Source organism: Kocuria sp. GQ42, from assembly GCF_059758435.1.
In genome coordinates this window covers 429,320-449,709 of record NZ_JCAXEN010000001.1, presented here as the reverse complement: position 1 = coordinate 449,709, position 20,390 = coordinate 429,320, and the positions used below count along the sequence as shown (strand labels likewise).

The following is a 20,390-nucleotide window of genomic DNA, read 5'->3' as shown; positions in this document are numbered from 1 at the left end:
GCGCTGCGTACCAAAGTACCTGATCAGTCGGGGAAGCCCTGGAGCAGCCACTCGGCGGCGAGGCGACCGGAGGCCGCCAGGGAGGCGTTCTCGGCCGCCCACGCGGCCCGGCGGCGGCGCTCCCGGTCGTCGTCCTCGGCCAGCGCCGGGTCGAGCCGGCGGTCGAGGGCGGCGATCATGGCCTCGGCCACCGCGTCGGCGTCGTGGTCGACGGCCGCGCCCAGGCCGTTGTCCTGCACGAGCTCGGCCGCGACCCCCGCCCCCGCGTAGACGACCGGCGTCCCGCACGCGGCGGCGGCGTAGATCTTGGTGGGCTTGGTGAAGTCGTAGCCGATGCCCGGGAGCACCGCGCCCAGGGCGGCGACGGCCCCCCGGGTCCACTCCGCGGTCTCGGCGGCGGGGCGCAGCCCCTCGAAGAGCACGCTCCCCGGGGCGAGCCGCTCGGCGATCTCCTGGACGCGGTCGATGTCTGAGCCCCTGCCGAAGAAGCGCAGGCGGGCGTCGGGGTGGGCCTCGAGGACGCGGGGCATGGCGCGGACGAAGACGTCGGCGCCCTGCCACTCGGACATCGACCCGGCGTAGACGAAGTATGGCGCGCCGGGCTCGGCCACCGGTCCGTCAGGGCGGAAGACGTCGGTGTCGATGCCGTTCTCCGCCACGAGCACCTTCTCCCAGGCCACGCCGGTGACGGACTGCAGCTCGCGGCCCATGGCCTCGGACACGGTGAGCACGCCCGCGGCCCGCCGGGCCGCGAGGGTCTCCATGACGCGCATGGCCCGCTTCACCGGCGCGGAGACCTCCATCTTCTCGGCGGCGGTGGTCCAGATGTCGGGGGCGTACCAGACGTAGGGACGGCCCCGCAGGAGCGAGGAGACGAGCACGGCCATCCCCGTGGTGGGGGGCGGTTCGCTGACCACGAGGTCGGCCCGGGTGGCCAGCAGCCGGAAGAGGACGGGGACGTCGAAGCTGAGGTACTGGACGATCCCGCGCACGTAGTCGAACCGGTCGCGCAGGACGGGCCACCGGCGCACGTCGTAGGGCTCCGGTTCGATGACGGACCCGGCGGGCGGGCGCGTGGTGAGGACCGTGACCTCCGCCCCCGCCTCGGTCAGGCCACGGGCCAGGGCCCGCAGCCGGAAGGACGCGGCCGCCGGCTCGGGGGCGAAGATGCGGCTGACGATGACGATGCGGCGGGGAGTCACGGGACCACCTGTTCGGAGCTGCTCGACGGGAGGGGACGGAACGGACGGGGGCCGGGCACGACGGCGGCGGGCACGGGCGCTCCAACTGTACTGGTCCTGCCCGGCCGTCCCGGGCGGGCGCGCCCCGGGGCCTCGGGGGCCGGCCGGGCGGACCGGCTCACCGGACGGTGCGGCTCGTCCACGCGAGCACGCCCGGCCGGAAGAGCAGGACGAGGACGACGACGGCCGGCACCGCCGTCGCGAGCCCGGGCCCCCAATGCCCCGACCGGAGCAGGGGGTAGGCGAGCACCAGGAGGAAGAGCTGGACCACGAGCGCGGCCGCGCGGGGCCACCGGAAGCCGCGCCAGAGGCCCCGGCCCACGCGCAGCAGCCACAGGGCGCCCCCGGCGAAGACCGCCGCGAGGAAGACCGTTCCGCCCACGGTCAGGGGCTCCTCGAACAGGAGGGACCAGACCAGCCGCAGGGCGGCCCCGGCGAGGACCAGGGCCTCGAGCAGCACCACGCCGGTCAGGACCGCGACCGCGCGGGGCCGGACGTCCCGGGAGGGGGTGGGCATGGGGTTCTCCTTCCGGCCGGGCGGCGGGCCCCGGCGCTCCCCGCCACCCTAGTCCGCCCGCCGCCGGCGCGGCCCGCCGTGCGGATCGTGCGGCGGCCCGCCCCGGGCGTCCTGTGAGCAACGCCTCACCGACCCGGCTGTGACGCGCCACCCAAAGCCCTTGTCCGCACCCCTCCGGCGTGGGAAGGTGGACGTCAGTTCTTCACAAGGCCCGTGCGAATGGGCCTTTTCTCTTGTCCCGGACGCGGCCGCCGCAGGATCCTTCTGCCCTGCCCCGACGGGACTCACCCTTGAAAGGAGCGATCGCTGACCATGGATTGGCGTAGCCGCGCAGCATGCCTGGAGAAGGATCCCGAGCTGTTCTTCCCCGTGGGCAACACCGGACCTGCTCTTCTGCAGATCGAGGAGGCGAAGGCCGTGTGCCGCAGCTGCCCGGTGATGGACACCTGTCTGCAGTGGGCCCTCGAGTCCGGCCAGGACGCGGGCGTCTGGGGCGGGATGAGCGAGGACGAGCGCCGCGCCCTCAAGCGCCGCGCCGCCCGCGCCCGCCGCGCCTCCTGAGCGCTCCGCACGCACCGAGGACCGGGAACCCTGCGGGGTCCCGGTCCTCGCCGCTTCCCGGGCCCTCGCCGGATCAGTCGTCGAGGCGGGCGCACACCGTCACCTCGGTGCCCCCACCCTGTCGCGGTTCCCAGCGGATCCAGCCCCCGAGCTCGCCCGCCACGAGGGTGCGCACGATCTGCATCCCGAGCCCCTCGCCGCCGCCCGCCCTGCGGAAGGCGCCGACCCCGGACTCCTCGATGACCACGTCGCCCATCCCGGCGCCGTCGTCGCTCACCACGACCTCGAGCAGCTGACCGGCGCTGTCCTCGTCCTGGACCCTGGACGCCTCCAGGGTGACCGTTCCGGTCCGCCCGGCGAGGCCGTGCTCGACCGCGTTCGTGACGAGCTCGTTGATCACGAGCGCCAGCGGGGTGGCCAGGCGGGTCGGCAGCTCCCCGAAATCCCCGATGATCCGCGTGTGCACCGTCTGCTCGGGCGAGGCCACCTCCGCCGCGAGCCGGAACTGCCGGGCGATGAGCTCGTCGAAGTCCACGTTCTGCGTGAACCCCTGGGAGAGCGTCTCGTGCACCATCGCGATGGTCGCGACCCGGCGCATGGCCTGCTCCAGCCCGTGCCGCGCCTCGTCCGTGGTCATCCGCCGGGCCTGCAGGCGCAGCAGCGCGGAGACCGTCTGCAGGTTGTTCTTGACGCGGTGGTGGATCTCCCGCACGGTCGCGTCCTTCGAGACGAGCTCCAGGTCCCGGCGGCGCAGCTCGGTGACGTCCCGGCAGAGCAGCACCGCACCGAGCCGGCCGGACCGGTCCCGCAGCGGGACGGAGCGGAAGTTGACGCTGACGCGCGCGCCCTCCACCTCGCTGCGCCACGCCGTCCGGCCGCTGAGCACGGGGGCGAGGGTCTCGTCCGCGTCCGCCCCCGGCACCAGCACGGGGGGCACGAGGTCCATGAGCCGCTCCCCGAGCAGCTCGCCGTCGATCCCCAGCCGGCGCAGCGCCGACTCCGCGTTGGGCGAGACGTAGGTCACGCGGTCCTCTGCGTCGAGCCGGATCGCGCCGTCCCCGACGCGCGGCGCGCCGCGGCGCGAGCCCGTCGGGGCGGAGAAGTCCGGCCACAGGCCCTCGTTGGCCATCCGCAGCAGCGCGTCGGCGGTCTCGCGGTAGACGATCTCCTGCCGGGAGACCACCTGACCCGGTGCCCGTCCGGCGTGCAGGGTCAGCAGGGCGAGCGTCCGCCCCTGGCGCACGAGCGGGACCACCTTGACCGGGCCGGAGGCACCGGCCCCTTCCCCCGACGGGCGCACCCGCTCGATCCGCCGGCCGACCCAGGCGGCCCGCAGGGGCCCGCTCAGCTCGTCGGGCAGCAGCTCGCCCACCATGTCCTTGTGGAAGACCGTGGGACCCGTCGCCGGCCGCACGTGGGCGAGCACCCGGAACGAGCTGCCGGGGGCCGGCATGCCTCGCCCGTTGCCGCTGCCCGCAGCCGGGATGTAGTCGGCCGGGAAGCTGAGGATCAGGTCGCCGAAGGCGAGGTCGGAGATGAGCTGCCAGTCCCCCACGAGCAGGTGGAGCCACTCGTAGTCCCCGGGCCCGAAGTCCTTGGTGTCCCTGAGCGGTTCCGTGAACGCCACGTCGCCTCCGGTGGTCGCAGGTGGGGAGGGGCCGGACGGCGCCCCCGCGATCAGCGCCGCAGCCAGGCCCCGATCCTGCCGCCCAGCCTAGTACCGCGCACGAGCGGGTCCTCGTCCGCCCCGGCCGCCCCGGGCTCGGCGAGCACCCGGCCGGCCAGCTCCCGGAGCGCGGCCCGCACGGAGGATCCCGCCGCGGTCTCCGCGAGGACGGCCCCGGCCAGCAGCGCCTCGTCGCAGGTCTCCGGGTCCCACGGCACGAACAGCTCGACCGCCGGGCCGGAGCCGAACCGCGCCCACGCCTCCCGGACCCCCAGCTCGGGTGAGCGTCCCGCCGCCGAGCGGCGCAGCTTGTTGACGGCGACGACGAGCCGGGCCCCGGGCGCGGCCGCGGCGACGTCCGGCAGCGCCTTCAGCAGTCTCGGCACACCGATGGTGTCCGCGGCGCCCACTGCCACCACCACGTCGGCGCGCTCCAGGACCGTGAGGGCCGCCGCGTGCCGGCGGGGAGCCATGGTGTCGACGCTGAGCTCCTCGTCGGCCTCCAGCGCGAAGCCGCAGTCCACCACCGTGGTGCCGAACTCCTGCACCGAGCGCTCCAGCACCGCCGCCACGGCGCTCGAGCGCAGCTCCGGCCAGCGGTCCTGGCGGGTCAGCCCCGTGAGCACCCGGACGGTGCGCCCGGCGACGGCCACGTCGGCGGCCGTCCGCCGCAGGTTCGCCCCGTCCAGCCGCCCCTGGTCGGCGAGCCGGCACGCCTGGGCGAGACCCGCCGCCTCGTCCAGCATCCCGAGGGCCGCGGCCACCGAGGGTCCGTAGGTGTCCGCGTCGACGAGGGCCGTGTCCTGCCCCAGGAGCGCGAGCTCCGCGGCGAGGTTGACGGCCACCGTGGTCCGGCCCGGCGCTCCGGTGGGCCCCCACACCGCCACGATCCGTCCGGCGACCCGGGGGGCCGGGGACTCCGCGCCCTCGCTGTCGTCCCCCTCCTGCGGGTGCCCGCCCGCCGCGGGGGCGGGCGCGCCGAGCACGGCGGCCGCTCCGTCGGCGCGGCCCGCGGCGACGACGTCGGCGTAGCCCACCGCGCTCGGTGCGCCCGACGCGGCGGCGACGGCCTCCTCGACGAGGCGGGCGGCGTCCTCAGGGGCCGCGCGCTCCGGGACGACCACGGCGCCGAGGCCGGCGAGGCGGCGGTGGTCGTGGCCCTCCAGCACCAGCAGCGCCGCGCCGCCGAGCCGGATCTGCTCGAGCAGGCTCGCCGTGAGGTCCTCGGCGCCCTCCGCCACGAGGGCGGCCCGGCCGAGTCCGGCGCGCGCCGCGGCCAGCAGCTCTGTCAGGTCGAGGCAGCGACGGACCACCGTGACCGGTCCGTGCAGCCGTTCGATGCCGTCGACGAGGGGCCAGGTGGAGACCCCGAGGGCCATGACCGGGAGGACCATCACCGGCCGCCCGAGGGATTCCACACGAGCGTGACGCGGGCGTCGTTGCCGAGCGCGTCCACGAGCTCCTCCATCGGGTCCTCCTCGACCAGGACGTGCACCACGGTGCCGCGGCCCGCGCCGAGGGCGGTCTGCTCCGTCTGCACGCCGGCGATCTCGGCCGCCGGGAGCAGCAGGCGGGCCGGCTCGTGGCCGCGGCCGGAGGGCTTCTGGGCGGCGACCCAGACGTCCACGCGCGTTCCCGCCCCGGCGTCCTGGGGCAGCGGATGGTCCACCGGGACGGCGACCGGCTTGCGGTCCAGCCGGTCCGCGGTGCCCAGCGCGGATCCTGGCAGCAGCTGGCCCGCCGGGATCCGCTGCGTCGCGACCGTGCCCGGCCCCGGTGCCGCGTCCGCCGGGACGTAGAGGTCCGCCGCGTCCTGCAGCCGGACGTCGACGGCCACCAGGTCCTCCCCGGTCACGTCCTGGCCGACCTCGATGTCCCGGGCGGCCGCCAGGTAGGGGTCCGTGCGGTTCGTGGCGGTGACCACGGCGGTCACCCCGGCGACGGAGAGCAGCACGAGCAGCAGCCCGGTGAGCAGCCTCGGGTCCCGCCAGGTCGGTCTCCGGAACCGGACCGACGGGGCGTCCGTGCCCCTGACCGTGCCGCTCATCGGCGACCGCCTCTCTCGTTGCCCGGCACGGCCGTGGGGACCGTGCTCGTGGCCCACATTCTGCCCGCGGCCGTGGTGCCCCGGGAACCGGTCGGTGCACAACTGGGGACAGGGTGCGCACCCCGGCCCCCCGTGCCCGCCCGGGGCGGGCGATGGCGACGCCGCATGTGGACGGGGAGCCGTTGCGCCTCTTCGGTGGCAGACTGGAACGGGAGAGCAACCACGAGCAAGGAGGCGGAGGATGGCGCAGCAGCGCTTCCTGACCTTGGCGGACGTCGCCGAGATCCTCAACATCTCGGCGACGCAGGCGAGGGCTCTCGTGCGCAGCGGGGAGCTGCCCGCCATCCAGGTGGGCGGCCGCGGCCAGTGGCGCGTCGAGACCGCCAAGCTGGAGGAGTACATCGCCCGCGGCTACGAGCGCACGGCGGAGGCGGTGCGCTCGGGCGCGCTCGACTGATCCACCGGGACGGCGCCGCCGACCGTCTCACCCCGCCGTGAGCGAGGAGACGCAGACCACCGCGGGGAACGGCACGGCGCGCAGCGCGGTCACGCTGCCCCGTCTGCGGTAGTCGTCGTCGGGGTGCAGGGCCAGGTCGAAGAAGTCCGCGCCCACCTGGTCGACCGTCCCCTCGAGCTCGCCCAGCGGTCCACCGCCGGCGAGCCGGATCCGCACCCCGGCCCTGGCCCGGGCCAGGGCGCGCAGCGCGTGCCCCAGGCCGAGCCGCAGGGCCAGCGGGTCGTCACCGGCCGCCCACCCCCGGCCGAGGGACTCCCACCACAGGACGGCCCCCAGCGGCACCAGGTGCTCGGTGCCCCGGTCCTCGAGGGCGACCCAGCCGGCGCCCACCGTGCGCACCCGGCCCTCGAGCGGGACGGCCCCGGTGAGCAGGGCCCGGACGGGTTCGCCCTGCCGGAGGCGCAGCCGGTCGGTCAGGCGCACCCGGGAGTACTCCGCGCGGGCCTGCTCCGCCGCCTCCTCCTCCACGCCCTGCTGGTGCGCAGAGGCCAGTTGCGCCTCCAGGTCCGCGAACAGCTGCTCCCAGCGCACTGCAGGGCCTCCCCTTCCGGCTCCCGGGCCGTCCGGTCGCGCAGGGCCTCAACGTAGGCGTCCGCCCTGCCCTCGTCAAGGAACGTCATGTCCACCGCAGGCCGCTGAGACCTTTACACCGGCACCCGGGGGGTGCTAACAATGCCCCACGACGTCAAACAGCATCAAACTCTGTCAAATGACGCTAAACGGACTTTCCGGGAGATCAAATGATCGGCACGCCAGGATCCGCGAGCACCGCGTCCGCTCCGCTGTGGTCGGTGCTCCTGGTGCCCGCCCTGGGTGCGGCCACCGCGGCCTGCGGCGCCGCCCTGGCCGGTGCGGGCGGCGTCCGCACCGCCGGGGGCCCGGACACCGGGGCGCTGATCGGGCTCGCAGCGGCCGTGCTCGGCTGCGCTGCGGTGGCGGCCTGGATCCTCGCCGCCGCCCTGGCGGTGCTCGCGGTGCTGGCAGGTCACCACCGCTGGGAGCGCTTGGCCGGGATCTGCGGGCGGTGCTCCCCCGCCCTGCTGCGCCGCGCGGCGGCCACGGCACTGGGCCTGCAGCTGCTCGCGGCCCCGGCGGCGGTCGCCGTCGACCCACCCTCCCCGTTCTGGGGTGCCGGGGCGTCCGCGCAGGAGACGGCCCCCGCCGCAGAGGAGACGACGTCCGCCGCGGAGGAGACGACCCCCGCCCCGGAGGCACCGGGCCCGGCGCCCGCCCCCGGTGCCGGACCCCGGCCCGGCCCCGACCGCGAGCCCGCCCCGGGCGGGGAGTCCGCCCCCGCGCCGTCGACGGCTCCGGATCCCTGCTTCCCGCGGACCGGCCCCTCGGTGGCGGAGCGCACGGTGGACGGTGCCGTCACGGTCGTGCGCGGGGACACCCTGTGGTCCCTGGCCGCCGCCCACCTGGGCCCGGAGGCCTCCGACGAGCAGGTCGCCCGTGCATGGCCCCGCTGGTACGAGCTGAACCGGCCGGTGCTCCCGGACGGACCGCACCGGCTCCTGCCGGGTCAGCGGCTCGTCGTGCCCGGCGCCGGGGGGCCCTGACCCGCCCCCGCCCCGGCTCCGCGGCACCCCACCATCGACACACCGCAGCACCGTTCCCAGGAGGCCCGTCATGAACGCACCCACCGCCGGTTCCGACCCCGTTGCCCGTCCGCTCGCGCCCGAGCGCGGACGTCCGGCGGCAGGGCCCCCCGCCCGCCGGGGGCGCCCGGCGCCGCCCACGGCCCCCGGCGGCTACACGTGGGGCGCCACTCGTGTGCTGGGCCACGACGCCGAGGACGAGCTGGGCCGGGTGACGGCGCTGGCCCGGTCCATCGGCCAGGCGGCCGTGGAGGTGCTGGGCGGGAGCCGGCCGGCGGCACAGCTGGGCCGCTGGACCACCCCGGAGATCGTGGAGCGCTTCCAGCAGCGCGCCGACATGCTCCGACTGCTCCAGGAGCAGTTCGAGGGCAAGGCCGCGCTGCAGGAGCTGCACCGGAACCCCCACGTGCGCAGGTGCCGGGTCTGCCGGGTGGACCGCGGGATCTACGAGGTGGCCCTGGTGGTGGTCGAGCCGAGGCGCAGCCGGGCCGTGGCCATGCGGGTGGAGCGGCTGGGCCGGGGCTGGAGCGTGACGCAGCTCGAGGTCGGCTGACCCCGCCTCCCCGCCCCGGCGCATTCGACCCCGGCGGACCGAGCCCCCGGCGGGCTCAGCCCCCGGCGGACCCGGTCCTGGGAGGGCTCAGCCCTCCGCGGACTCGGCGCTGGCGGCCCGGGCGCGGGCCCGGCGCCCGGCCCGGTTGGCGGAGGCCGCGGCGGCGTCCGCGTCGTCCTCGTCGCGGCCCGCCGCGGTGGGCTCCGTGCGGGTCTGCGTGCCGCCGGTCTCGGCGGGCGCGGTGTACTGCAGGAAGCTGGGCTGGCGCGGGATCTGCAGGTCGACGGGTCCGCCGTCGGCGCCCACGCGCTGGCGGCGGATCTCCATCCGGTACAGGGTCGAGACCGTCTCCTCGCGGATCGCGCCCATCATCTCCTGGAACATCGCGTAGCCCTCGCGCTGGTACTCCACGAGCGGGTCGCGCTGGGCCATCGCCCGCAGGCCGATGCCCTCCTTGAGGTAGTCCATCTCGTAGAGGTGCTCGGGCCACTTGCGCCCGATGACCGACAGCAGCACGCGCCGCTCCAGGTTGCGCATGGCCTCCGCGCCCACCTCCTCCTCCCGCTGGTCGTAGACGAGGCGGGCGTCCGAGAGGATCTGCTCGCGCAGGAACTCCGCCGTGATCCGCGTGCGGCCCCCGGCCTCCTCCACGACCTCGTCGACCGACAGGGTCACGGGGTAGATGGTGCGCAGGGACTCCCAGAGGCCGTCGAGGTCCCAGTCCTCGGGGTGGCCGACCGCCGTGCGGTCCTGGACCGTGGAGGTGACCACCTCGTCGACGAACTGGACGATCTGCTCCTGGAGGTCGTCGCCCTCGAGGACCCGGCGGCGGTCGCGGTAGACCGCCTCGCGCTGGCGGTTGAGGACGTCGTCGTACTTGAGGACGTTCTTGCGCTGCTCGGCGTTGCGCCCCTCGACCTGGCTCTGCGCGGAGGCGATGGCGCGGGAGACGATCTTGTGCTCGAGCGCGGTGTCGTCCGGCGCCCCCGCCATGAGCCGCTGGGCGGCACCGGCGTTGAACAGCCGCATGAGGTCGTCCGCGAGGGAGAGGTAGAAGCGGGACTCGCCCGGGTCCCCCTGCCGCCCGGAGCGCCCGCGCAGCTGGTTGTCGATGCGCCGCGACTCGTGGCGCTCCGTGCCCAGGACGTAGAGACCGCCGACGTCGACCACCTCCTGGTGCTCGGCGCGGGTCTCCTCCTCGCAGCCGGCCACCACGTCCGGCCACACGCGCTCGTACTCCTCCGCGTCCCGCTGCGGGTCCAGGCCCTTCTCCCGCATCCGGTCCACGGCGTTGAACTCGGCGTTGCCGCCGAGCATGATGTCGGTGCCGCGGCCGGCCATGTTGGTGGCCACGGTCACCGCGCCCTTGCGGCCGGCCTGCGCGACGATCGCGGCCTCCCGGGCGTGGTTCTTCGCGTTGAGGACCTCGTGGCGGACGCCGCGCTGGGCGAGCAGCTTGGAGAGGTACTCGCTCTTCTCGACCGACACGGTGCCCACGAGGACCGGCTGGCCCTTCGCGTGCCGCTCCTCGATGTCCTTGACCACCGCGGCGAACTTCGCGACCTCGTTCTTGTAGACGAGGTCGGGGCGGTCGATGCGGACGAGGGGGCGGTGCGTCTCGATGGACACGACGCCCAGCCCGTAGGTGTTCATGAACTCCGCGGCCTCGGTCTCGGCGGTGCCGGTCATGCCCGCGAGCTTCTCGTAGAGGCGGAAGTAGTTCTGCAGGGTGACCGTGGCGAGGGTCTGGTTCTCCGCCTTGATCTCCACGCCCTCCTTCGCCTCGATGGCCTGGTGCATGCCCTCGTTGTAGCGGCGGCCGGCGAGGATGCGCCCGGTGTGCTCGTCGACGATCATGACCTCGCCCTTGAGCACCACGTAGTCCTTGTTGGCGCGGAAGAGCTCCTTGGCCTTGATGGCGTTGTTGAGGAAGCCGATGAGCGGGGTGTTCTGGGCCTCGTAGAGGTTGTCGATGCCGAGCCAGTCCTCGACCTTCTCGATCCCGGACTCGAGCACGCCGACGGTGCGCTTCTTCTCGTCCACCTCGTAGTCGGTGCCCGCGTCGAGCCGCTGCACGAGGCGGCCGAACTCGGTGTACCACCGGTTGGCCTCGCCGGAGGCGGGCCCGGAGATGATGAGCGGGGTGCGGGCCTCGTCGATGAGGATGGAGTCCACCTCGTCGACGATCGCGAAGCTGTGGCCGCGCTGCACGAGCTCGTCGGGGCTCCACGCCATGTTGTCGCGGAGGTAGTCGAAGCCGAACTCGTTGTTCGTCCCGTACGTGATGTCGGCGACGTACTGCTGGCGGCGGGTCGCCGGGTCCTGGTTGGCCAGCACCACGCCGGTCTCCATGCCCAGGAACCGGTAGACGCGCCCCATGAGGTTGGCCTGGTACTCGGCCAGGTAGTCGTTCACGGTAACGACGTGGACGCCCTTGCCGGAGAGGGCGTTGAGGTAGGCGGGGGCCGTCGCCACGAGGGTCTTGCCCTCGCCGGTCTTCATCTCGGCGATGTTCCCGAGGTGCAGGGCGGCGCCGCCCATGAGCTGGACGTCGTAGTGACGCTGTCCCAGGGTGCGGGACGCGGCCTCCCGGACCACGGCGAAGGCCTCGGGCAGCAGCCGGTCCAGGGACTCGCCGTCGGCGACCCGGGCGCGGAACGCGTCCGTCTCGGCGCGCAGCTCCGCGTCGCTGAGCTCCCGGAAGCCGTCCTCGAGGCTGTTGATAGCGGTCGTGTAGGACCGCAGCCTCGTCAGGACCTTCTTGTCTCCGGTCCTAAGGACTTTCTCCAGGAATGACGCCACGTGCACACGCTCCTCGTGTTCGACTGCCGTGCTGGGACTGATGGGGGGGGGTGTCCGGCACCCGCTCCAGTCTACGGGAGCCGGTGCCGGTCTCCGGGCGCGGACGAGCCCGGTGGCCGCGACCACCGGGCTCTTCCGGGGCGGGACCCGGCCGGCACCCAGCCGGACGGCCCGCCGTCACGGGGGTGCGGTCAGCCGGCGGGCTCGGGCTGGTAGGCCCGGACGCTCTCCTCGGATTCCTCGCCGTTCTCACTGAGGCTGATGACGCCGTAGCTCCAGCCCTTGCGGCGGTAGACCGCGGAGGGCTCGCCGGTCTCCTTGTCGACGAAGAGGTAGAAGTCGTGGCCGACGAGCTCCATGTGGTCGACGGCCTCGTCGACGCTCAGCTCGGAGGCCGGGAACCGCTTGCGCCGGATCTCGACGGGGGTGACCGCGTCGGTGAGGCTCACGCTCTGGTCGAACGCCTCCTGCTCGGCGGTCGCGAGCTCCGCGGCGGTGGTGTAGATGGGCCCGGAACTGGGGACCACGGGCAGGGCGCCGGTGGCCTCGTGAACGGCCGTGGGACGGTGGGCGCCGCGGTGCACCTTGCGGCGGTCGCGGGCCCGGCGAAGGCGCTCGAGGAGCTTGCTGTAGGCCTCGTCGAAGGCGGCGAACTTGTCGTCGCCGCGCGCCTCGGCCCGCAGGACGGGGCCGCGTCCGGAGACCGTGATCTCCACTCCCATGCCCTGGTGGCCGGGCAGCGCGTGGTCCTTGGTGACCTTGACATCAATGCGCTGGACCTTCTCGCCCAGCTCCTCGAACTTGACGACCTTCTCGGCGGCGTACTCCTTGAACCGCTCCGGTACGGCGACGTTGCGCCCCATGACGTTCAGTTCCATGATGCCCTCCAAATCTCGGGGGTGACGTGGGCGGATGGGGCCGCCCACCCGGGAGGATTGTTGCGTCCCGTGACTCAACGTTAGTTGAATCACACGGGATATTCACCCGGCCGGGCCGGACCCGAATCAGCGGTGAGCGGAACTGCCGGCGGCCGCACGGCGGCGAGCACCACCGCCCCGAGCACCTCGGCCCCGCCGGCCCGCAGCGCGCGGGCCGCCTCCCCGAGGGTCGCCCCCGTGGTGAGCACGTCGTCGACGACGACGCACCGGGCGCCGGGGGCCGCGGCGGCCCGCATGGACCCCGCGGGGCGGGCCCGCCGGCCCGCGGTGCCCAGCCGCTTCTGCGCCGGCCCGGTCAGCGAGGCCCCGGCCGCCCGGTGCCGCAGGCCGCGGCTGACGACCGCGCCGGCGGGGAGCGCGCCGCGGCGCGCGCAGTCCTCGAGCAGCAGCCGCACGGGGTCGAACCAGCGCCGCCGCAGGGCCGCGGGGCTGGTGGGCACCGGGACGAGCAGCACGGGCCCGGCCGGCCAGCCGGGGGCGGCCGCGTGCAGGGCCGTGGCCAGGCAGGCGGCGAGCACGGGGACCAGGTCGGTGCGCCCGGTGCTCTTGAGCGCGAGCAGACAGGTGGCGAGTCCGTGGGCGTAGCGGCCGGCGGCGACGACGGGCAGCGGGGGGTCGAGCAGCGGCGCGGCCGAGGACGCCTCGAAGGGGCGGGCGCAGGACCGGCGCAGCAGCAGGCGGCAGGCACGGCACAGCGCGGTGCCCGGGGCGCGGCACACGGCGCACTCCACGGGCAGGAGCACCTCGGCGGCCTCGGCCAGCCGGTCGAGGGCGCGTGCGGCCGCCCGGTCGAGGGCGCGGGCGGTGTGCGGGGTCGCGGGCATGCGGCCATCCTGGCGCGTGCCGGACGGCCCGGCCGGGGTGCGGCCGACGATCCGGACGGCCCGGGCTGTGGACCGCGGTCGGACCCGGCGGGCCGTCAGCCGGCGAACGCCGTGTCCAGCACGTCCTCGCTCTGCGGCGCCCAGGCGTTGCCGGTGAGCATGTGCAGCGTGCCGCCGGCCACGGCGTAGACGGAGGACGTGCCGTTGCCCCCGCTGAGCCCGGTGAGGCCCTCGATGCCGGGCAGCTCGCGGAAGCGCCCGGACACGTCGTAGATGCGGGGCCGGACGGAGCCGGTGCCGCCGAGCGGGGCCGCGACAAACTCGCGGTCGCTGAGCCACAGGGCCGCGTCCGCGTCGACGTCCGCGGCCACCCGGAACGGCTCGTTGAGCCGGCGGGGCGTGCCGTCGGGCTCGCGCACCACACCGGTGAGCCAGATCTGGGAGACCCCCTCGTCCTCGGTGACGACGAGCGCCCGGGTGCCCCCGCGCGAGACCCGCAGGGACGTCACGGTCCGCGCGGCGAGCCACGAGGCCTCGACGCGGACCGGGCCCCCGGCGCCCGGGACGGCGCGCACGGCCCGGACGGTCCCGGCGGAGTCCCCGGTCCACACCCACCCGTGCTCGTCGAAGCTCGGCCGGGTCAGGCCGGTCCCGCTGAACTGCTCGACGGGCTCCTCCTCCCGGGCCACGGTCACGAGCGAGCCGGTGCCCGTGTCCACGAACGCGAAGTGCTCGGCGGCGGCGTCCATCGCGGGGCTGGACGGGTGGTGGCCGTCCAGCGGCGGGATCCCGTCCACGGTCTCGGTCTGGCCGCCCTGGTAGAACACGAGGTCGCCTTCGCGCAGCCCCACCTGGCGGGACGGGACGGTGACGTCCTGGACGGGCGCGGCGTCCGTCCACCCCGCGCCCAGCTCCACGGGCGCCCCCTCGACGAGCAGCTCCACGTCGTTCACCGCGGTGAGCGACCGGAGGCTCAGCGCGAGCTGGTCGTGCATCCGTCGGTTGATTTCGATGTTCGCCGGGTCGAACTCGGGCACGCTGAGCTCCACCGTGGCGGTGCCGTCCCGCACGGGCACCGCCGAGCGGGCGAGCGTGGTGCCCGGCGGGAACGCCGAGGTCACGGCCCCCCGGAGGTAGGGCGCGGGGCCGCCGAGCAGGGCCCGCACGATCGACGTCGAGACGGGCACCCGGTCCGGGAACCACCGGGGGTCGACCACCACGTTGGACAGGTCCTCGTCCGCGAAGTAGAGGTGGTGGGGCTCGAAGATGTCCTCGAAGTCGGCCGGGGTGAGCGCCGTGGCGTCGGGGGCGTCGGAGATCCGCCACTGGCCGTCCACCTGGACCACGTCGAAGTCGAGCACCTCGGTGGCGCCCGCCGGCTTGCGCTCGATCACGCCGCTGCCGTCCACCACGCTGTCCACCTCGAGGTTCACCCGGTACTCGTTGTCCTCGAGCCGGGGCACGGGCGCGGCGTCGCCCCGGTGCACGAGGGTGCGCGCGTCGGGGTGCCAGGTGCCCGCGAGCTCGGGGGTGAGGTACTCGCGGGCCACGGAGTAGTCGTCGGCCACGCCGGTCCCGGCCGCGAGGAAGCCCCGCACGATCTGCTCCGGCGTCGCGCCCTCGCGGGGGCCGGCCGGCTCGACGTCGTAGCTCGGCTGGACCGCGGACCGGGTGGGCTCCGCGTGCCGGTGCACGGGTCCCGTCCGGGGAATGGCTCCGCAGCCGCCGAGCGCCACGGCCGCGGCCAGGGCCAGTGCTGCCGTGCGGGTCAGCCGGCGGGTCCTGCTCATGACCGGTCCTCCTCGACGTCGGTCGGCTGGGCCGCGGCGGGGGGCGCCGGCTCCGCCGCGGCCGCGGAGGCCAGGGCCAGGGTCCCCGTCCTCGTCACCACCGCGGTCTCCGGGTACGCGTCGGCGTCGGGCGGCAGCCCGAGCGGGCTCTCGTCGTCGGGCACGAGCCGCCGTCCGCGGGTCCGGGGCAGGGTGAGCCGGAAGCACGCGCCCTCCCCCGGGGCGCCCCAGACGTCGAGCCGGCCGCCGTGCAGCCGCGTGTCCTCGGTGGCGATCGCGAGGCCCAGCCCCGTCCCGCCGGTCGTGCGGGCCCGGGCCGGGTCCGCGCGCCAGAAGCGGTTGAACGCCTTGGCGGCCTCCTCCTCGGTCATCCCGATGCCGTGGTCGCGCACCGCCACCGCCGCGGCCACCTCGGAGGCCCCCACCACGATGTCGATGGGCCGGCCCTCCCCGTGCTCGAGGGCGTTGACCACGAGGTTGCGCAGGATCCGCTCGATCCGCCGCTGGTCCCCCTGGACGGTGCAGCGGGACAGCTCCGAGCGCACCCGCACCGTGGAGCCGGACGAGACGGCGAGCGGGGCGGCGGCCTCCACGACGTCGTGCACGACCGAGAACAGCTCGACGCTGGCCACCTCGAGCCGCGCCGCCCCCGCGTCGAAGCGGGAGATCTCCAGCAGGTCGGCCAGCAGGGCGTCGAAGCGGTCCACCTGGTGGTAGAGCAGCTCGGCGGAGCGCCGGTTGACGGGGTCGAAGTCCTCGCGGGCGTTGAAGAGCACCTCGGCCGCCATCCGCACCGTGGTCAGCGGGGTGCGCAGCTCGTGGGAGACGTCCGAGACGAAGGTCTGCTGCATCGAGGAGAGCTGCTCGAGCTGGGTGATCTGGTCCTGCAGGCTGTCCGCCATGCGGTTGAAGGACCGGGCGAGACGGGCGACCTCGTGCGAGCCGCTGACGGGCATCCGCACGCCCAGGTCGCCGTCCGCGAGCTGCTCGGCCACGCGGGCGGTGCTGGACACGGGCCGGACCACTTCGCGGGTGACGTACCAGACGATCGCGCCCACGAGCAGCAGCAGGACGACCACCGACAGCAGCAGCACCGCGTGCATCGCGTCGAGGGTGCGCTGCGGCTCGGAGAAGTCGTAGACGAGGTAGAGCCCGTAGCGGCTGTTCTGGTAGAGGTCCACCACCGTGCCGACGACGATGACGGGGGCCTCCTCCCCGTTCTCCGTGACCCGGACCGAGGCGGGCTGCCAGAACACGCCGTCCTGCTCCGCGAGCCGCTCCTGCAGCTCCGGCGGCACGGTGCTTGAGGTCATCCAGGGGCTCTGGCTCTGCGCCGGGATGAGGGTCTGCCCGCTGGTGAAGTCCATCGGGAGCAGGATCCAGCGCTCCGTCTCCGCGCCGTCGACCGAGAGCGAGCCGAGGGTCGAGGCCACGAGCGCCTGCAGCTCGTCGCGGTCGGAGGCGTCCGAGGCGTCGAAGCTGGCCTGCACCTGCTCGAAGTCCGCGGTGGCCGAGGCGAGGACCTGGTCCAGCCGTTCCGAGAACAGCCGGTCCGCGATCTGGTGGGAGAGGAAGCTTCCCGTGACGAAGAAGGCCAGCGCGGTCAGGGAGAGGGACACGGCGATGGCCCGGAACTGCAGGGACTGCCGCCACCGGCGGGCCAGCAGGAGCCGCCCCAGCCGAAGCCGCCGGGTCGCGGCACCGGCCGGCCCGCGGCGCCGGGTGGAGGCGGCGGCGTCCGGCGGGGTCATCGGGCGGACGTGCCCGCCTTGTAGCCGACTCCGCGCACGGTGACCACGATCTCGGGGCTCTCCGGGTCCCGCTCGATCTTGGAGCGCAGCCGCTGCACGTGGACGTTGACGAGCCGCGTGTCGGCGGCGTGCTGGTAGCCCCAGACGTCGCGGAGCAGCATCTCGCGCGAGAACACCTGGTGCGGTGCGCGCGCCAGGGCGGTGAGCAGGTCGAACTCGAGCGGGGTGAGGCCGATCTCGTGGTCCCCGCGGTGCACGCTGTGCCCGCTCACGTCGATGGTCAGGTCGCCGATCCGCAGCTCCTGCGAGTTGGCGCGCTCCACTGGGCGCAGCCGGGCCTTGACCCGGGCCACGAGCTCGGCGGGCTTGAAGGGCTTGGGCACGTAGTCGTCGGCCCCGGCCTCCAGGCCGCGGACCACGTCGACGGTGTCCGACTTGGCGGTGAGCATGACGACCGGGACGTCGGAGATCGTGCGGATCTCGCGGCAGACCTGGATGCCGTCCTTGCCCGGGAGCATGAGGTCGAGCAGCAGCAGGTCCGGGCGCACGGCCCGGAAGGTGTCCACGGCGGTGGCACCGTCGTAGCAGAAGACGGGCTCGAAGCCCTCCGCGGTCAGGACGATCCCGATCATCTCCGACAGGGCGGCGTCGTCGTCGACGACCAGTATTCGCGCGTTCATCGCCTCTCCGGTGGTGTGGGGCGGGCCCGCCGGAGCGGGGGCCGCCGTGGCCCGGGGCGTCCGGGGCGTCGTGGCCAGGGTGTCCTGGGCGTCGTGGTGGACCGGGGTCCACCTGCATTGTGGCCGATTGCGGCCCGCCCCGCACCTCGGCGCGGAGTGTGTCGGTCCACCGGGTGGGACGTGCTCACGCGTCGGCGGCGGTCCGGGCCAGCGCGGAGGCGGTTCCGGTGACCCGCGCGAGGACCTCGCGCAGCTCGGCGGGGCCCAGGGCGTCGAGCTCCTCGCGGGGTGTGATCCGGACCCGGTCGAGGGCGGCGGCGGGCAGCCCGAGGTCCCGCCACACGGACCACACGCCCCCGGCGAGGGCGCGGGCCGTGCCGCCGGCCGCGGGGACGAGGCCCAGCCACAGCTGCATGCCGTCCTCGACGAGCGCGGCGAGCGGCTCCCAGTCGTGGACGGTGCCGGCGGGGGCCGGGACGTGCACGGCGTCCGCGCCGGCCTCCCGGGCGAGCCGGGGATCGACCCCGGGCGGCAGCCGCAGGGCGACGCCGGCGGCGCCGGCCGACCGGCAGGCCTCGACGACGGCGGTGAGCGAGCGCCGTGCCTCCGCGGCGGGGACCGCGCGCAGGGTCCGGTAGCCGCTCATCGTGGGCAGGCCGCCCGCGAGCACCCGGGCGAGCTCGGGCTCGTCCAACTGGACGAGGACGTCCCGTCCGGGGGCCGCGGCGCGCACCGCCCGGACGTGCTCGAGGACGCCGGAGGCCAGGGAGTCCGCGATGTCGCGGCGGGCGCCGTGGTCTTTGAGCGCCCGCTCCCCCGCGTGCAGGTGGAGCCGGGCGGCCAGGCTGAGCGGGCCGACGAGCTGGGTCTTGACCGGGGCGTCGTCGGGGCCGCTCTCGGCGCCGATCACGTCGGCGAGCACGTTGACGTCACCGGCCAGCAGCGCCCGGGCGGACCGGGAGTCCTTGCCGGGCACCCCGGAGACGCGCAGCCCGTGGGGCTGCCGGTCCGCGTACAGGTCGTCGAGCACCGCGGCGGTGCGGGCCACGGGGTCGGCGGCCGCACCGCGGGCGGGCAGGACGGGCAGGAATGAGATGTGCGGGGCCCCGAGCTCGCCGCGCAGCAGCGTGACGGACTCGACGACGTCCGTGCCCGGCATCGCGCCGAGGGCCGTGCCCACGACGCCGGGGACGTCGGGGTCGGTGCGCCGGGGGCCGGGCGGGGCGCTGCGGGTCACGGGCGGTCGTCGTCCTGCCGCCGGTGGTCCTCGGAGAGGGCCACGTGGTGGCGGATGACCTCGCTGATGATGAAGTTCAGGAACTTCTCCGCGAACTCGGGGTCGAGCTGCGCGGAGGCCGCGAGCGCCCGGAGGCGGCCGATCTGGGCGGCCTCGCGGTCCGGGTCACCGGCGGGCAGGCCGTGAGTCGCCTTGAGGACGCCGACGCGCTGGGTCGCCTTGAACCGCTCGGCGAGCAGGTGCACCAGGGCCGCGTCGATGTTGTCGATGGTGCCGCGGATGGACTGCAGCTCGGCGAGCACGCGGGGGTCGGCCTGCTCCTGGAGCGAGGACGCGGTGGCGTCGAAGTCCTGGTGGGCCCGGACGTCGGCGGAGGCGTGGGGGTGCGGTGCGGTCATGGCCGCCAGTCTATCGGGCGGGATCGGGCCGGCCCGCACCACCCGGGACGTCGGGGCGGGCCAGTGAGTGGGCGCGGTCGACCGTGGCCTGGCCGAGGACCCTGGTGCCCTGGTAGAGCACGACCGACTGTCCGGGGGCCACGCCGCGCATCGGCTCCTCGAGCCGGACCACGAGCTCGGGCAGCGGACCGTCGTCCCCCTCGACGAGCTCGAGGTGGGCCCGGGCGGGGACGGGGTCCCCGTGCGCCCGGACCTGGGCGAGGACGGGGAACGGGTCCGACGCCGCCCCGGCCGTGGCCCCGGGCCGCAGGAGCGGCGCCGCCTCGGGCACGGGCGCCCCGGCCCAGGAGGGGCGGATCCCGCGCAGCTCGTCGACCGCCAGCATCGCCTGCGGGCCCACGACGACCTCGTTGGTCCGCGGCCGGATCTCCAGGACGAAGCGCGGCTTGCCGTCGGGGGCCGGGGTGCCGATGCGCAGGCCCTTGCGCTGGCCCACCGTGAACGCGTTGGCGCCGGGGTGGGTGCCGACCACGTTGCCCTCGACGTCCTTGATCTCGCCCTCGGTCATCTCGATGCGCTCCGCGAGCCAGCCGCGGGTGTCGCCGTCGGGGATGAAGCAGATGTCGTGGGAGTCGGGCTTGCTCGCCACGGACAGCCCGCGGCGGGCGGCCTCGGCCCGCACCTCGGCCTTGGACGGGGTGTCGGCCAGCGGGAGCAGCACGTGCTCGAGCTGCTCGGCCGTGAGGACGCCGAGGACGTAGGACTGGTCCTTCGCCCAGTCCGCCGCGCGGTGCAGCTCCCGGCCGCCGGCGGGGTCCTCGACCACCTTGGCGTAGTGCCCCGTGCACACGGCGTCGAAGCCCAGGGCGAGGGCCTTCTCGAGCAGGGCGGCGAACTTGATCTTCTCGTTGCACCGCAGGCACGGGTTGGGCGTGCGTCCGGCCGCGTACTCCGCGACGAAGTCGTCGACGACGTCGGCCTGGAAGCGCTCGGAGAAGTCCCACACGTAGTACGGGATGCCCAGGACGTCGGCGGCGCGCCAGGCGTCCCGGGAGTCCTCGATCGTGCAGCAGCCCCGGGAGCCGGTGCGCAGGGTGCCGGGCGTGCGCGAGAGGGCCAGGTGCACGCCCGTCACGTCGTGGCCGGCGTCGACGGCGCGGGCCGCCGCCACGGCCGAGTCGACGCCGCCGCTCATGGCTGCCAGTACTCGCACGGTGAGATCGTCTCCAGGGGTCGGGGTCGTGGTCCGTGTCGTCAACGGGGCGCGGCC

19 protein-coding genes are annotated in these 20,390 nt (G+C 75.1%); 4 read left to right on the top strand and 15 right to left on the bottom strand.

Translation table 11 applies throughout. The features are described from left to right. Positions 1-23: 23 nt before the first annotated feature. Positions 24-1,202 (bottom strand): glycosyltransferase family 4 protein, encoded by a 1,179-nt coding sequence (locus AC6CH6_RS02060; protein WP_498253860.1) that lies wholly within the window; start codon positions 1,200-1,202, stop codon positions 24-26. 157 nt (positions 1,203-1,359) lie between these two features. Beyond that, on the bottom strand, positions 1,360-1,758 hold the full coding sequence (locus tag AC6CH6_RS02055) for a hypothetical protein (RefSeq protein WP_498253859.1): 399 nt from the start codon (positions 1,756-1,758) through the stop codon (positions 1,360-1,362). Positions 1,759-2,070: 312 nt separating this feature from the next. On the opposite strand from AC6CH6_RS02055, the gene AC6CH6_RS02050 reads away from it, so the two are divergent. Next, positions 2,071-2,319, top strand: a complete 249-nt coding sequence (locus tag AC6CH6_RS02050; protein WP_017833636.1) for a WhiB family transcriptional regulator — start codon at positions 2,071-2,073, stop codon at positions 2,317-2,319. Between the two features lie 73 nt (positions 2,320-2,392). Here the strand turns inward: AC6CH6_RS02050 and AC6CH6_RS02045 are convergent, their stop codons facing one another. From AC6CH6_RS02045 to AC6CH6_RS02035, 3 genes are all read right to left on the bottom strand, one after another. After that, positions 2,393-3,946 (bottom strand): sensor histidine kinase, encoded by a 1,554-nt coding sequence (locus tag AC6CH6_RS02045; protein WP_498253858.1) that lies wholly within the window; start codon positions 3,944-3,946, stop codon positions 2,393-2,395. A 50-nt stretch (positions 3,947-3,996) separates the two neighbouring features. After that, a complete protein-coding gene (locus AC6CH6_RS02040; protein WP_498254350.1) occupies positions 3,997-4,866 on the bottom strand; it encodes a CpaE/TadZ family protein in 870 nt (289 codons plus the stop codon). 512 nt (positions 4,867-5,378) lie between these two features. After that, positions 5,379-6,032 carry a hypothetical protein gene (locus tag AC6CH6_RS02035; protein WP_498253857.1) on the bottom strand — a complete coding sequence of 218 codons (654 nt, stop codon included), beginning with the start codon at positions 6,030-6,032 and terminating at the stop codon, positions 5,379-5,381. Positions 6,033-6,273: 241 nt separating this feature from the next. On the opposite strand from AC6CH6_RS02035, the gene AC6CH6_RS02030 reads away from it, so the two are divergent. After that, on the top strand, positions 6,274-6,489 hold the full coding sequence (locus tag AC6CH6_RS02030) for a helix-turn-helix domain-containing protein (protein WP_017833632.1): 216 nt from the start codon (positions 6,274-6,276) through the stop codon (positions 6,487-6,489). Positions 6,490-6,516: 27 nt separating this feature from the next. Here the strand turns inward: AC6CH6_RS02030 and AC6CH6_RS02025 are convergent, their stop codons facing one another. Next, positions 6,517-7,080 carry a hypothetical protein gene (locus AC6CH6_RS02025; RefSeq protein WP_498253856.1) on the bottom strand — a complete coding sequence of 188 codons (564 nt, stop codon included), beginning with the start codon at positions 7,078-7,080 and terminating at the stop codon, positions 6,517-6,519. Between the two features lie 209 nt (positions 7,081-7,289). Here AC6CH6_RS02025 and AC6CH6_RS02020 point away from each other — a divergent pair, with 209 nt between their 5' ends. Both AC6CH6_RS02020 and AC6CH6_RS02015 read left to right on the top strand, forming a co-directional pair. After that, a complete protein-coding gene (locus AC6CH6_RS02020) occupies positions 7,290-8,108 on the top strand; it encodes a LysM peptidoglycan-binding domain-containing protein (protein ID WP_498253855.1) in 819 nt (272 codons plus the stop codon). A gap of 70 nt (positions 8,109-8,178) precedes the next feature. Next, positions 8,179-8,700: an Rv3235 family protein gene (locus AC6CH6_RS02015; protein ID WP_144835961.1), complete on the top strand. Its 522-nt coding sequence runs from the start codon at positions 8,179-8,181 to the stop codon at positions 8,698-8,700. An 87-nt stretch (positions 8,701-8,787) separates the two neighbouring features. Here the strand turns inward: AC6CH6_RS02015 and secA are convergent, their stop codons facing one another. The 9 genes from secA to mnmA all read right to left on the bottom strand — a co-directional run bounded on the left by secA (position 8,788) and on the right by mnmA (position 20,333). Then, positions 8,788-11,502, bottom strand: a complete 2,715-nt coding sequence (gene secA, locus AC6CH6_RS02010) for a preprotein translocase subunit SecA (RefSeq protein ID WP_498253854.1) — start codon at positions 11,500-11,502, stop codon at positions 8,788-8,790. A 191-nt stretch (positions 11,503-11,693) separates the two neighbouring features. Further along, on the bottom strand, positions 11,694-12,380 hold the full coding sequence (gene hpf / locus AC6CH6_RS02005; protein WP_017833627.1) for a ribosome hibernation-promoting factor, HPF/YfiA family: 687 nt from the start codon (positions 12,378-12,380) through the stop codon (positions 11,694-11,696). A gap of 89 nt (positions 12,381-12,469) precedes the next feature. Beyond that, entirely contained in the window at positions 12,470-13,264 is a 795-nt protein-coding gene (locus tag AC6CH6_RS02000) for a ComF family protein (RefSeq protein ID WP_498253853.1), read from the bottom strand. A gap of 95 nt (positions 13,265-13,359) precedes the next feature. Then, the gene (locus AC6CH6_RS01995) at positions 13,360-15,054 is read right to left on the bottom strand and encodes an LpqB family beta-propeller domain-containing protein (protein ID WP_498253852.1); all 1,695 of its coding nucleotides are present in this window, start codon (positions 15,052-15,054) and stop codon (positions 13,360-13,362) included. Further along, entirely contained in the window at positions 15,051-16,805 is a 1,755-nt protein-coding gene (gene mtrB, locus AC6CH6_RS01990; RefSeq protein ID WP_498253851.1) for an MtrAB system histidine kinase MtrB, read from the bottom strand. The genes AC6CH6_RS01995 and mtrB overlap by 4 nt, the downstream gene beginning before the upstream one ends. Continuing rightward, entirely contained in the window at positions 16,802-17,485 is a 684-nt protein-coding gene (mtrA, locus tag AC6CH6_RS01985; RefSeq protein WP_017833623.1) for an MtrAB system response regulator MtrA, read from the bottom strand. Before mtrA ends, mtrB begins: the two co-directional genes overlap by 4 nt. Before the next feature lie 184 nt (positions 17,486-17,669). Further along, on the bottom strand, positions 17,670-18,722 hold the full coding sequence (locus AC6CH6_RS01980; protein WP_498253850.1) for a uroporphyrinogen decarboxylase/cobalamine-independent methonine synthase family protein: 1,053 nt from the start codon (positions 18,720-18,722) through the stop codon (positions 17,670-17,672). Beyond that, a complete protein-coding gene (locus AC6CH6_RS01975) occupies positions 18,719-19,120 on the bottom strand; it encodes a chorismate mutase (protein ID WP_017833621.1) in 402 nt (133 codons plus the stop codon). Before AC6CH6_RS01975 ends, AC6CH6_RS01980 begins: the two co-directional genes overlap by 4 nt. 10 nt (positions 19,121-19,130) lie before the next feature. Then, entirely contained in the window at positions 19,131-20,333 is a 1,203-nt protein-coding gene (mnmA, locus tag AC6CH6_RS01970; RefSeq protein ID WP_498253849.1) for a tRNA 2-thiouridine(34) synthase MnmA, read from the bottom strand. Positions 20,334-20,390: the final 57 nt, after the last annotated feature.